Source organism: Ramlibacter rhizophilus, assembly GCF_004681965.1.
Lineage (GTDB): Bacteria > Pseudomonadota > Gammaproteobacteria > Burkholderiales > Burkholderiaceae_C > Ramlibacter > Ramlibacter rhizophilus.
In genome coordinates this window covers 248752-261026 of the sequence record NZ_SMLL01000008.1, presented here as the reverse complement: position 1 = coordinate 261026, position 12275 = coordinate 248752, and the positions used below count along the sequence as shown (strand labels likewise).

Annotated in this window: 15 protein-coding genes; 11 read left to right on the top strand and 4 right to left on the bottom strand. The window is 70.7% G+C overall.

What is annotated here, in order from left to right:
• Positions 1-100: 100 nt before the first annotated feature.
• The 7 genes from EZ242_RS19965 (at position 101) to EZ242_RS22265 (ending at position 5130) form a co-directional block, all read left to right on the top strand.
• Positions 101-292, top strand: coding sequence for a hypothetical protein (locus EZ242_RS19965; RefSeq protein WP_135286952.1), 192 nt, complete (start codon positions 101-103; stop codon positions 290-292).
• A 62-nt stretch (positions 293-354) separates the two neighbouring features.
• Positions 355-1272 carry a DUF808 domain-containing protein gene (locus tag EZ242_RS19960; protein ID WP_135286951.1) on the top strand — a complete coding sequence of 306 codons (918 nt, stop codon included), beginning with the start codon at positions 355-357 and terminating at the stop codon, positions 1270-1272.
• Positions 1269-2438 (top strand): N5-glutamine methyltransferase family protein, encoded by a 1170-nt coding sequence (locus EZ242_RS19955; protein ID WP_240787175.1) that lies wholly within the window; start codon positions 1269-1271, stop codon positions 2436-2438. Before EZ242_RS19960 ends, EZ242_RS19955 begins: the two co-directional genes overlap by 4 nt.
• Positions 2439-2488: 50 nt before the next feature.
• Positions 2489-2764, top strand: coding sequence for a hypothetical protein (locus tag EZ242_RS19950; protein WP_135286950.1), 276 nt, complete (start codon positions 2489-2491; stop codon positions 2762-2764).
• A 161-nt stretch (positions 2765-2925) separates the two neighbouring features.
• The gene (locus EZ242_RS19945; RefSeq protein ID WP_240787174.1) at positions 2926-3774 is read left to right on the top strand and encodes a hypothetical protein; all 849 of its coding nucleotides are present in this window, start codon (positions 2926-2928) and stop codon (positions 3772-3774) included.
• A 145-nt stretch (positions 3775-3919) separates the two neighbouring features.
• Entirely contained in the window at positions 3920-4597 is a 678-nt protein-coding gene (locus EZ242_RS19940; RefSeq protein ID WP_205960696.1) for a L,D-transpeptidase, read from the top strand.
• 101 nt (positions 4598-4698) lie between these two features.
• The gene (locus tag EZ242_RS22265; RefSeq protein WP_205960695.1) at positions 4699-5130 is read left to right on the top strand and encodes a hypothetical protein; all 432 of its coding nucleotides are present in this window, start codon (positions 4699-4701) and stop codon (positions 5128-5130) included.
• Between the two features lie 84 nt (positions 5131-5214).
• Here EZ242_RS22265 and EZ242_RS19930 read toward each other — a convergent pair whose 3' ends face one another.
• The 3 genes from EZ242_RS19930 to EZ242_RS19920 form a co-directional block, all read right to left on the bottom strand.
• Positions 5215-5709 (bottom strand): DUF4864 domain-containing protein, encoded by a 495-nt coding sequence (locus EZ242_RS19930; protein WP_135286949.1) that lies wholly within the window; start codon positions 5707-5709, stop codon positions 5215-5217.
• A 224-nt stretch (positions 5710-5933) separates the two neighbouring features.
• Complete coding sequence (locus EZ242_RS19925) at positions 5934-6746, bottom strand: TIGR00266 family protein (protein WP_135286948.1); 813 nt, start codon at positions 6744-6746, stop codon at positions 5934-5936.
• 78 nt (positions 6747-6824) lie between these two features.
• A complete protein-coding gene (locus EZ242_RS19920) occupies positions 6825-7187 on the bottom strand; it encodes an HPF/RaiA family ribosome-associated protein (protein WP_135286947.1) in 363 nt (120 codons plus the stop codon).
• A 97-nt stretch (positions 7188-7284) separates the two neighbouring features.
• Here EZ242_RS19920 and EZ242_RS19915 point away from each other — a divergent pair, with 97 nt between their 5' ends.
• The 4 genes from EZ242_RS19915 to EZ242_RS19900 all read left to right on the top strand — a co-directional run bounded on the left by EZ242_RS19915 (position 7285) and on the right by EZ242_RS19900 (position 11640).
• On the top strand, positions 7285-7956 hold the full coding sequence (locus EZ242_RS19915) for an alpha/beta hydrolase (RefSeq protein ID WP_135286946.1): 672 nt from the start codon (positions 7285-7287) through the stop codon (positions 7954-7956).
• A gap of 73 nt (positions 7957-8029) precedes the next feature.
• On the top strand, positions 8030-9583 hold the full coding sequence (gshA, locus tag EZ242_RS19910) for a glutamate--cysteine ligase (RefSeq protein WP_135286945.1): 1554 nt from the start codon (positions 8030-8032) through the stop codon (positions 9581-9583).
• The gene (locus tag EZ242_RS19905) at positions 9583-10011 is read left to right on the top strand and encodes a DUF1236 domain-containing protein (RefSeq protein WP_135286944.1); all 429 of its coding nucleotides are present in this window, start codon (positions 9583-9585) and stop codon (positions 10009-10011) included. The genes gshA and EZ242_RS19905 overlap by 1 nt, the downstream gene beginning before the upstream one ends.
• A gap of 720 nt (positions 10012-10731) precedes the next feature.
• Positions 10732-11640: an SDR family NAD(P)-dependent oxidoreductase gene (locus tag EZ242_RS19900; RefSeq protein WP_135286943.1), complete on the top strand. Its 909-nt coding sequence runs from the start codon at positions 10732-10734 to the stop codon at positions 11638-11640.
• 291 nt (positions 11641-11931) lie between these two features.
• Here EZ242_RS19900 and EZ242_RS19895 read toward each other — a convergent pair whose 3' ends face one another.
• On the bottom strand, positions 11932-12264 hold the full coding sequence (locus tag EZ242_RS19895; RefSeq protein ID WP_135286942.1) for a hypothetical protein: 333 nt from the start codon (positions 12262-12264) through the stop codon (positions 11932-11934).
• Between the last annotated feature and the right edge of the window lie 11 nt (positions 12265-12275).

The window sequence follows — 12275 nt, the reverse complement described above, 5'->3', positions numbered from 1 at the left end:
TGCACGGCGCCCGCCGCAGGCACCGGCCGCGCCACCCTCCTACAGGGATGTCGCCACGCGCTGGATAAGGTGAGTTTCCGACAACGTGGAGGATTCTTCCATGCCCAAGCCACCCGCCAGCGCACCCGACGTGATCCCGCCGCGCGAGGAGCCCGAGCCGCAGGTCGGCAGCGACTCCGAGGGATCCAACGCCGTGCAGCACCACCCCAACCCCAAGGCCGACCGTGAGCGCGAGCCCACGCTGGACGACGGCCGCAAGCTGCGCGGTCCGTACCCCACCGGCAACACGTGACGAAGCCGGCTGCCCGGCTTCCATAATCGCGCGACGCTCACTTGCGCCGCGCGCGACCCTTCATGGCTTCCAGCTTCTTCGCCCTGTTCGACGATATCGCCAGCCTGCTCGACGACGTCTCGGCCATGACCAAGGTCGCGGCGAAGAAGACGGCGGGGGTGCTGGGTGACGACCTCGCCCTGAACGCGCAGCAGGTGACCGGCGTGCGCACCGAACGCGAGTTGCCGGTGGTCTGGGCCGTGGCAGTGGGCTCGCTCGTCAACAAGGCCATCCTGGTGCCGGCGGCCCTGGCCATCAGCGCCTTCGCCGCCTGGGCCATCACGCCGCTGCTCATGGTCGGCGGCGCCTTCCTCTGCTACGAAGGCTTCGAGAAGCTGGCGCACCGATTCCTGCACAGCCGGCACGAGGACGAGGCGCATCACCGGCAGCTCGCCCAGGCGCTGGACGACCCTGCCGTGGACGTGATCGCCCTGGAGAAGGACAAGATCAAGGGCGCCGTGCGCACCGACTTCATCCTGTCGGCCGAGATCATCGTGATCTCGCTGGGAACGCTGGCTCAGGCCACCTTCGGCCAGCGCGTGGCGGTGCTGGTCGGCATCGCGCTGCTGATGACGGTGGGGGTGTATGGCCTGGTGGCCGCCATCGTGAAGCTCGATGACCTGGGCCTGTACCTCACCGGCCGCGCGAGTGCCGCGGCGCGGTCGCTCGGGCGCGGCATCCTGCGCGCTGCGCCCTGGCTGATGAAAGCCTTGTCGGTCGTCGGCACGGCGGCCATGTTCCTCGTGGGCGGCTCGATCCTGCTGCACGGGTTCGAACCCCTGGCGCATGCGGTGGAAGACTGGCTGCACTCCTTCGGCGGTGCCGTCGAGTTCCTGCTGGGCCTGGGCGTGGAAGCACTCGTGGGCATCGTCGCCGGGGCCCTGGTGCTCGCGGCCGTGAGCCTCGCGCGCCGCCTCGTGCCGCGGCGGGCGACGGCGTGAACGCCCCGCAGCATCTGCGCTGGAGCGAGCAGGGCCAGGAACACAGCGCCCTCTGGCGCTCGCAGTCCGGCTGGCCGGCCCCGGCGCGCGTGCAGGCCGCGGACGACCAGACCCCTGCGGACAGCGCCTACCGGCTGGCCTGCGAGGGCACGGCGCTCGTCTGGCGCGGCGACTTCCAGAATGCCCGCCAGCTGCTGCAGGCCCTGGCGCGGCGCATCGACCGGCCCGCGCGCGGCCGGCACCCCGCCGCGCCATCCTCGCCCGCCGAGGCCTTCCACCGCCAGCGCCAGGCGCAGGCACGCCGCTCGCGCCTGCTCGGCATGCTGCTGATCGAGCTGCAGGCTGATGGCGGCATCGCGCTGCGGCGCGCACCCGACTGGCGCGAGGCCTGCGCCCAGGCCTGGGGTCCGCCGGCCGGCGAGCCGGTGCTGGTCTCGCTGCGCGACCTGCTGGGCGCCGTGGGCGCCTACGAGTGGCGCCGCAAGGGCGTGGAGGTGCCGGCGCTGGGCACGGGCGAGGCGGCCCGCATCCATCCGCATTACGGCGTGTTCTCGCCCGTGCGGGGCGAGTACCTGGACCTGGTCGCGAAGGCCGCCCTGCCGCGCGACCGCAGCCTCGCCTGGGACGTGGGGACCGGCACCGGCGTGGTCGCCGCGTTGCTGGCGCGCCGGGGCATCGAGCGCGTGGTCGCGACCGACCTGAACCCGCGCGCCCTGGACTGCGCGCGCGACAACCTTCAGCGCCTGGGCCTGGCCGACCGCGTGGACGTCGTCCCGGCCGACCTGTTTCCCCCGCCCGCCGACGCCCGCGCACCGCTGGTCGTGTGCAACCCGCCCTGGCTGCCGGCCAAACCGGTCTCCGCGCTGGACGAGGCCGTGTACGACCCGGACAGCCGCATGCTGCGCGGCTTCCTCGCCGGCCTGTGCGAGCGGCTGACGCCGCAGGGGGAGGGTTGGCTGATCCTTTCCGACCTCGCCGAGCACCTGGGGCTGCGCAGCCGCGACGAGCTGCTGGCGTGGATCGACCAGGGCGGCCTGCGCGTGCAGGACCGGCTGGACGTCCGCCCGCGCCACCCCAAGGCGTCCGACGCGCAGGACGCGCTGGCCTTCGCGCGCGCCCGCGAAGTCACCTCGCTGTGGCGGCTGGTGCCGCGCCACAGCGTCTGAGGCACCGGTCCTACAGCGGCGCGCTCCCGGTCGCGGCATGGTGCCGCGCCATGGACTTCTCCCACCCGCTGTTCAACCTCGTGCAGTGGCCCGCCATGGTGGCCACGGTGCTGGCCGCCTGGCTGGTCGCTTCCAATCGGCCCGTGCGCCGCAACGTGGGCTTCTGGGTCTTCCTCGTGAGCAACGTGATGTGGGTGGCCTGGGGCCTGCACGCGAGCGCCTGGGCGCTCATCACCCTGCAGGTGGCGCTGGCGGCACTCAACATCCGCGGTGTGCGCAAGACCGAGGACGCCGCCGAGGCGGAACCTGCGGCCCGCTCGAGCTGAGCCGCAATTGGTGACAGGGCGTTTCCTACAGCGCATGGGGCCTTCGACGCACCCCGGTCGGGCAGGCGGCTTCCTAAGCTGATTCGTACGGCCTCCTCATGGCCTGACGTCCCGGCTCGGCGCGCTCCCCCGCGTCGCGCCGGCCTCGAAGGAAACGCCTTATGCCCCAATTGCCGAGCCGACCTGCCGCCAAGCCCTTCGCCGAATCGCTGCGCCACGCCCTGCTGGTCGGTACCGCCATCCTGGTGCTGGCCATTCCGCCGGGCCGGCAGAGCGCCGCGATGGCCTCGCCGTCACCGGACGCCGGGGCGACTGCGGCGGTCGAGGCTGCGGGCGCCGGGGAGAGCGCCGAACCGGCATTCACCGGCCGGCAGCCGGCTCAGGCGGCCGACCGGCGCATCGTGCGCCTGGCCCAGTTCGGCACCGAACCGGCATCGCCCGAGGCGAGGCATGTCGCCAACTGGGCGCTGCACTCGGGCGACAACGGCAAGCGCAACGTGGTGGTGGTGGACAAGCGCGACGCGCGCGTGTTCGTCTTCGACCGCGAAGGCCGGCTGCTGGGCACGGCTCCCGTCCTGCTCGGCTCGCAGGTGGGTGACCACACGGTGCCGGGCGTGGGCGACAAGCCCATAGCCGAGGTCAAGCCGGAGGAGCGCACCACGCCGGCCGGTCGCTTCATCGCCGAGCCAGGCCTGAACTCGCACGGCGAGGACGTGGTGTGGGTGGACTACGAAGCGGCGGTGTCCATGCATCGGGTCCGTCCCATCGTGAAGTCGGAGCGTCGGCTGCAGCGCCTCGCGTCGGCCACGCCCAGCGACAACCGCATCTCCTATGGCTGCATCAACCTGCCGCGCAGCTTCTACGAGGACGTCCTGAGTCCGGTCGTGCGCAAGCAGGGCGGCGCCGTGATCTACGTGCTGCCGGAAACCCAGGCACCGCAAGCGCTCTTCGGCTCCTATGACGTGCCGAATGCCGACGTGCTCGCGCTCTTCGCAAATTCGTCACGGTAAGCGCCTCGCATTGCACGGGGCGCGTGACGAAGCTCTGGAAAAGTAACCTCGAACACTAGCATCCCGCGTTCGGTCGAGCTCCACGAGGGGTGGAGCGACCACTGCCGCGCGTCCTTCACGGGCGCGCGCGACACAGGACGACGGAATGCTGAGACAAGCGAGCTGGCTGCTGGCGGCAGCCCTGTGGATCGGTGCGTGCCCGGTGCAGGCGCAGGACGACACCATGGCGGAACTGGGTCCGCAGGCGCGGTCCCTCGCGGAGTGGGTGCTGGCCAGCGGTGATGCGCAGGGCATGCCCTTCGCCATCGTCGACAAGCAGGCGGCCACCCTCTACCTCTTCGATGCGACGCAGGCGCTGATCACGTCCACGCCGGTCATCGTCGGCCAGACGGTGGGCGACCACACCACCCCGGGCGTGGGCCAGCGCACGCAGCTCGGGCGCGTCGGGCGGGACGAGCGCACCACGCCAGCGGGCCGCTTCGAAACCAAGCCGGGCCGCAACCTCCAGGGCGAGCACGTGGTCTGGCTGGACTACGACGCCGCCTTCGCGATCCACCGCGTTCGCGAGGGACCGCGCTACGAGGAGCGCCTGGCGCGCCTCGCCTCGGCCAGCCCGCGCGACAACCGCGACTCGCTCGGCTGCGTGGTGGTGCCGGTGGACTTCTACCTCAAGCACGTGCAGGAGGTCTTCGGGCGCCGGGCCGGGGTGGTGTACGTGCTGCCCGAATCCGCCTCGCAGCAGGTGAATGTGGGGCCCCGCACGGTGCGGACATCCTCGAGCTCTTCACGCATAAATCCATTGCCTCGGCGGTCCCCTGTCTGACACCAGGTCCTGAGAAGCTCTGACGCAGCCTTGCCTGGCCGAGCCTAGGCTGTGCGCAGTCGGCAAGCCTGCCGGCTCGATCAACAAAGGAGCCATCGACCATGACCACTTCCAAGCTTCTCAAGGGCCTGCTGGCGGGCGCCGCCGTCGCCGCCATGGGCACCGCCTTCGCCCAGGGCACGCCGCCCACCACCGGCGCGGCCAACCCCGCCATGGGCGCGGGCCAGCGCAACACGCAGAACGCCCCCATGGGCACGACGGGCACGCCCACGCCGGGCGCCACGTCCTCGGGCAGCATGGGCAGCGCCACGACCGCGCCCAGCGCCACGACCACGCCCGCCACCCCCGGCACGGCTGCCACGACGGGCACCACCGGCACCATGGGCGCGACCGGCGCTGCGGGCGCCGACACGACTCGTCCGGCCACCACCACCTTGGGTGACACGGAGCGCCGCAGCACCATGGGCGCGCAGGGCGGCATGAACCAGGGCGCCGTGGGCCAGGACCGCATGATGCGTCCCGACCGCAACTGATTCAAAAACTAGAATTATTCGCAGGGAGGAAAAAGAGCCGCGGATACCGCGGCTCTTTTCTTTGGCGAGCAAGGCTCGGGCGGCTCAGGCCGGCAGCCAGGGGTTCTCTGTCACGGCGCAGCCACTCACGCGCCAGCTGTGATCGGGCTGCTGCTCCACGATGAAGACCGCCAGCCACGACTGGTCGTTGCGGTCCTTGATCTCCACCAGCTGGAAGGCGCCGTCGGACTTGCGGTGCGGCGGATGGAAGTTGACCGCCGAGGGCTGGTACACCATGGGATAGGCCCCATGCATCATGGCCAGGAAACGGCCGGAGCTGCCGATGGCCGCCCGCACTTCCGGGGTGGTCGTCTCGAACATGCGCTCGGCGTCGTTCTCGGCCATGGCCTGGATCTGCGCCAGGATGACGTTGCGGACTTCGTCGGCTTCTCGGCTCGACAGCAGTGCGCCCTGGGCGGTGGCGTGGGTTCGTTGCGGGTGGGCTGGTGCGCTGGCGGTCTCCGTGGCGGCGGCCGACGAGGTCATCGCGGCCGCTGCCATCGCGACCGGAAGCAGGATGCGGGTGAGGACTTGGGTCATGCGGCTCTCCGGTTGTCCACGGCGGAAAAGGGGCCGGCTGGGCTCACTGGACAATGGTCGGTCGTTTCGCGGCGATGCGCGGAAGTCCGATCCCTGTCGTTAATTGGCATGAGACCCGGCCTGGCACGATTCCAGTGTGGGGAGGCCGCCTCGGACGGCTCGCAATCCGCCCGCCTGATGTCACGTAGGCGCGTTCCCGGTGGCAGCCGGGGAGCACGCCCTACCTATTCGTCGTCCCCGCCGAACGCCCCGCCTAGGAGAGAGCCGCCCGCGAAACCGCCGAGCAGCGAGCCCTCGCCCTTGGAGCCGCCGCGCTGCGGCGCGGCCGCGAACACGCGCGAGGCCAGCCGCGAGAAAGGCAGGCTCTGCAGCCACACGGTCCCCGGGCCGCGCAGGCGCGCGAAGAACAGGCCTTCGCCACCGAAGAGCGCCGTCTTGATCTTGCCCACGTACTGGATCTCGAACGAGACCGAAGGTGTGTAGGCCACCACGCAGCCGGTGTCCACCAGCAATGTCTCGCCGGCCGCGAGTTCGCGCCGCACCACGGTGCCGCCGGCATGCACGAAGGCCAGGCCTTCGCCGTCGAGCTTCTGCATGATGAAGCCTTCACCGCCGAAGAAGCCGGTGCCCAGGCGCTGCTGCAGTGCGATGCCCAGCGACACGCCGCGGGCAGCGCAGAGGAAGGCATCCTTCTGGCAGATCAACGTGCCGCCGAGCTGGCGCAGGTCCATGGGCAGGATCTTGCCGGGGTAGGGGGCGGCGAAGGCCACGCGCTGCCTGGCCTGCACGCTGTTGGTGTAGATGGTGGTGAAGAGCGACTCGCCCGTGACCAGCCGCTTGCCCGCGCCCAGCAGCTTGCCGAAGAGGCCACCCTGCTGGGCGCTGCCGTCGCCGAACACGGTGTCCATGGTGATGCCGGCGTCCATGAACATCATGCTGCCGGCCTCGCCGATGGCCGCTTCGCCCGGGTCGAGCTCGAGCTCGACGAACTGCATCTCCGCGCCGCGGATCTCGAAGTCGATCACATCCATGGCCATGGCCCAACCTCCTGCATTGCTGTCGAAGAGGCGGCGATCTTAGCCAGCCAGGGACGTGGGCGGCCGCGTCACGCCTTGTCAGACCAGCGGGCTGCCCGTCTTGCGAATGGTCTCCCGGTCATGATTTCCGCGCCGCTCCAGCTTGCCCAGGCGGTGGTCCAGAACCTTCAGCAGCTTCTGCGTCGCGCCCCGGATGGCCATGTCCTGGTTCTCCGCGCGGTGCTCGGCCACCATGGGGTCCTGGCCGGTCACGCGGGCTTCGAGAAGGCAGCGCTTGTCGGCCGGGCCGCTCTTGCCGCTGTTCTCGTCCTTGAGCTGCACCTCGATGCCGGTGATGTCCTGGCGAAACCGCGCCAGCGCCTCGTTCAGGTAGTCGTTGGCCCAGCGCTCCAGCGCTTCGGTGCTCTCGATGCCGTCGCCGGCGTTCACTTGTACTTGCATGGGTCTCCTTCTCTGCAGGGCTTGGGTGTCGCTCCAGTGTGCGCAACCGCTGCTCGCCGGCCCTGTAGGACAATCCCGCCGAACGAAGGATCAGATCATGAGTCAATTGCAGACACTGGAATTCGAGACCGGGCCGCAGCCCAAGGCCTGCGTCGTGGTCCTGCACGGGCTGGGCGCGGACGGCAACGACTTCGTTCCGGTGGCGCAGGCGCTGGACCTGCGTGCCGTGGGACCGGTGCGCTTCGTGTTCCCGCACGCGCCGGTCATGCCGGTGACCATCAACAACGGCTATCGCATGCGCGCCTGGTACGACATCCTGGGCGCGGACCTCGCGCGGCGCGAGGACGAGGCCGGGCTGCGCGCCTCGCTCGCATCCGTCGATGCGCTGCTGCAGCGCGAGCAGGCGCGGGGCATCCCCGCCCGTCGCATGGTGCTCGCCGGCTTCTCGCAGGGCTGCGCCATGGCCCTGCTCACGGGGCTGCGCCACGCATCGCGCCTGGCCGGCATCGCGGGGCTCTCGGGCTACCTGCCGCTGGCGGACAGCACGGCGGCGGAACGCAACCCGGCCAATGCGGACGTGCCGGTGTTCATGGCGCACGGCAGCCAGGACGAGATCGTCGCGGTCGAGCGCGGCCGCGCCAGCCGCGACCTGCTGGCCGGGCTCGGCCTGGGTGTGGAGTGGCACGAATACCCCATGGGCCATACGGTCTCCATGGAGGAGATCGCGGACCTCCAGCAGTGGCTGGTCCGGGTGCTGGGCGCAGGCTGAGCGGGCCGCGAGCACGAAAAACGCAATGGTGTTACCTTCCGGGCCGATACACGCCCCGGCACAGAGACAAGTTATGAGAATCCCCGCCCCGGCTCTGGCCCGCCTCGATCCGCAGCACCTCAAGGGCATCCGCCGAGGCGTCGAAAAAGAGAGCCTGCGGGCCAACGGCGATGGCTCCCTGGCGCTCACGCCGCATCCGCAGGCGCTCGGCAGCGCGCTCACCCACCCGAACATCACCACCGACTACAGCGAGTCGCAGCTGGAGCTGATCACGGGCGTGCACGCCTCGCCCGAGACCTGCCTGGAGGAGTTGCTGCGCATCCACCAGTTCACCTACCGCGCGCTCGGCGACGAGCTGATGTGGGTGTCCAGCATGCCCTGCCGGCTGCCGGCCGACGAGACCATTCCCATCGGGCGCTACGGCAACTCGAACGTGGGTCGCGCCAAGAGCGTCTACCGCACGGGTCTCGCGTACCGCTATGGCAGGCGCATGCAGACCATCTCGGGCATCCACTACAACTGGTCCATGCCGGGGCTGGACAGCGAGCGCTACTTCGCCCTCATCCGCAACTTCCGCCGGCATGCCTTCGTGCTGCTGTACCTCTTCGGCGCTTCGCCCGCCGTGTGTTCGTCCTTCGTGGCTGGGCGCGAGCACGAGCTGCAGAGCCTGCGCGAGGGCACGCTCTACATGCCGCACGGAACCTCCCTGCGCATGGGGCGCCTGGGCTACCAGAGCGAGGCGCAGGCCAGCCTGGCCGTGAGCTACAACGGCCTGGACGGCTACGCCGCCTCGCTGCAGGACGCATTGACGCGGCCGTATCCCGCCTATGAAGCGCTGGGCGTGGTCAACCCCGGCGGCGAGTACAACCAGCTCGCCACCACGCTGCTGCAGATCGAAAACGAGTTCTACGGCGTGATCCGGCCCAAGCGCGTGATCTTTCCCGGCGAGCGGCCCTTGCACGCGCTGCGCGAGCGCGGCGTCGAATACGTGGAGGTGCGGCTGCTCGACCTCGACCCCTTCGTGCCGGTGGGCATCAAGGCGCCCACCATGCGTTTCCTGGACGTGTTCCTGCTGCACTGCCTGCTCGCGGACAGCCCGCCCGACACGCCCGAGGAGATCGCGCAGATCGGGCGCAACCAGCACCGCACGGCCGCCCACGGCCGCCAGCCCGGGCTGCTGCTGGAGCGCGGCGACTCGCAGGTCACGCTCGCCCGCTGGGCCGCCGAGCTGCTGCGCGAGTTCGAGCCGGCGGCCGAGGCCCTGGACGCCGCCCACGGCAGCACCGACTGGCGCGACGCACTGCGCGCCGGGCAGGCCCTGGTCGATGCGCCGGAGCTGCTGCCCTCGGCCCGCGTGCTCGAGGCCATGGCGCGCGACTACGACAATTGCTTCCTGGACTTCGCGCTCGGCCTCTCGCAAGCCACGCGCGCCAAGCTGATGGCGCTGCCCTTCAGCGCCGCGCAGCAGGCGCGCTTCGCGGCGCTGTCCGAACAGTCGCTGCAGGACCAGCGCGACATCGAGGCCCGCGACAGCCTGCCCTTCGAGCACTACCGACAGCAGTACATCGCCCCCGAGCGCCTGGGCCTCTCGCGCGCGGCGGTCGCGCCCGCACTCGCCTCGGTGTGATGCGCGCGGCGATCGTCCTGGTTGCCGCGATCCTCAGCTTCGGCGCGGCGCAGTCGCGCGCCGCGGGGGCGGCGGCAGCCGCGAGCAGCGCCGAGGCTCCCGTGCCCCGAGCCGGCGCCGTGTTCGAGCCGCACCACAGGGCGGTGGTGGCGCGCTTCTACCAGGAGCAGTACCCGAACACCTGCCCGCCGGGGCTGTCGCGCAAGGGGCCCGTGTGCCTTCCGCCCGGGCGAGCGCGCACCTGGGCGGTCGGCAAGCTGCTGCCCGGTGACGTGACGCTTCAGCCGGTACCGCAGGCCCTGGTCGTGCAGCTGCCGCCGGTACCGGCCGGGTATCGCTACGTGCGCGTCGGCGCCGACCTCATGCTGCTCGCGCCCGGTGCGGGGCGCGTGGTGGACATCATCACGGCGCTGGGCGCGGCTCCCTGAGTCGCTTGGGTTGCTGGACTAGGCCTTCGTTGAAGTGGCGCTTGTTCGGTCGTGGCTTGCCGGGTCTCGCCCCGGCGGGCGACCTACTTTCTTTTGCTTCGCCAAAAGAAAGTAGGCAAAGAAAAGGCGACCCCGGTGGCCGTGTCCCTGTTCACCGCTGCGCGGTGAACAGGGCAACCTGCGGTGCTCGGCCGGCGGGGGAAGCGGGCCAAACTCGCCCTGCGGGCTCAGACAAGGCCCGCTTCTTTTTCCCCGCCGCCCTGCGCTCCTCGGCACGTCCACAGGGGGCTGTCTCGGGCCATCGCTGCGCTCGGCCCAATTTCTCTAATCCGAGGACACGGCCGCAGGCCGTGTCGGTCCCTCTCCCCCGCCCGTGTGGATGCGCCTGCGCCGGAGTGCTTCGGCCGGATAAAGGGCCGCGTGCTGTCTGAGCCCGCAGGGCGAGTTTCACGCGGACCCCGGCCGAAGCGCTTCGGCGCAGGTTGCCCCGCGGCGAAGCCGCGGGGTCGCAGCCACCCGGGTCGCCTTTTCTTGCCTCCTTCTTTTGGCGAAGCAAAAGAAGGAGGTCGGCCGCCGGGCCGAGACCCGGCAAGCCACGACAGCAAGCCCGCAGCGCAGCACGAGAAGCCGTCCGAGGCTCACACGTTCCGGGGGGACGCGCGCGGGCGCCCGCACGCGCTAGAGTTCGAGCCGACATCGATCGAATTTCCGAGGAGTGCTATGGCATTGGATTTCAGCGGCCGCGTGGCCATCGTGACGGGCGCCGGCGGCGGCCTGGGCCGCCAGCATGCGCTGGCGCTCGCGGCGCGTGGCGCCCGCGTGCTCGTGAACGACCTGGGCGGCGCGGTGGACGGCAGCGGCGGGTCCGCGACGGCGGCGCAGGCGGTGGTCGAGGAGATCCGCGCCCGGGGCGGCGAGGCGGTCGCCGACGGCGCGTCGGTCACCGACTTCGACGCGGTGCAGGGCATGGTGCAGCGCGCCCTGGACACCTGGGGCCGCATCGATGTGCTCGTGAACAACGCCGGCATCCTGCGGGACAAGACCTTCGCCAAGATGGAGCTGGAGGACTTCCGGCAGGTGCTGGACGTGCACCTCATGGGCGCGGTGCATGCCTGCAAGGCGGCCTGGCCGCACATGGTGGCGCAGCGCTACGGCCGCATCGTGCTCACCACCTCGTCCTCGGGCCTGTACGGCAACTTCGGCCAGAGCAACTACGGCGCCGCGAAGATGGCCCTCGTGGGCCTGATGCAGACGCTCGCGCTCGAAGGCGCGAAGCACGGCATCCACGTCAATTGCCTGGCGCCCACGGCGACCACGCGCATGACCGAGAAGCTGTTCCCGCCCGACATGCTGGAGGCCTTCGGCCCGGAGGCCGTGGTGCCCGCCATGCTGGTGCTGGCGAGCCAGGAGGCTCCCAGCCGCACCATCCTGTGCGCGGGCGCCGGCAGCTTCGAGTCCGCGCATGTGACGCTCACGCGCGGCGCCTACATCGGCCGCGGCCCGGATGCCGACGAGGCGCTCGCGCGGCGCCTCGACGAGGTGCTGGACCGTCAGGGCGAGACGGTGCCGGGCAGCGGAAACGGCCAGGGTGAGAACGAAATGATGAAGTTGCGCGCCGCGAGGGCTTGACCAATCTCAGGTGTCTTGCGCGGACTTGCACCGCTGCCTTCGACACGGTGCTAACCTGAAACCCGCTTGACATGGTGCCCGGCCCAGGCGCCGCTCTTCGGGAGTTCGAAGTGACCGAGTCGTCCAAGCCTTCATCGACCGATGGTCCTGCACCGGCGCGCAGCCCGAGCCGCTCCCGTGGTGGCGAGGGGGCGGACAGCGCGTTCGCGGAAATGCTTCGCTCGCGTCCGCTGGTGCACCGTCCTGGCGAAACCTTCCCGCCCGATGGCCGTCCGCCCACGCAGCCGCGGCCTAGAACGGACCCGGAAGTGACTTCAGGCCGAGCCACGCGGCCGCGATCACCGCATTGACCGGCACGCTCAAGGCGCCGGGCACGTAGAACAAGGCCGACAGCAGCGCCGAGCCGAGCGCGAGCTCCAGGGCCCACCCCAGCACGTAGAAGCCCAGCCCCCAGGCCAGCCAGCGGCGCATGTAGGTGGGCAGCCACTGCGCCTGCGCCTGGTTGTGGCGCCAGGCGGCGGCGCGCTCGAAGAGGTTGCCCCGGCTCACATCCTTGAACAGCCAGCCGAAGAAGAAGTAGCGATAGAGCAGGACACCGAGGCCGGGGCTGGAATCGATGGTCATGGGCATCTCCT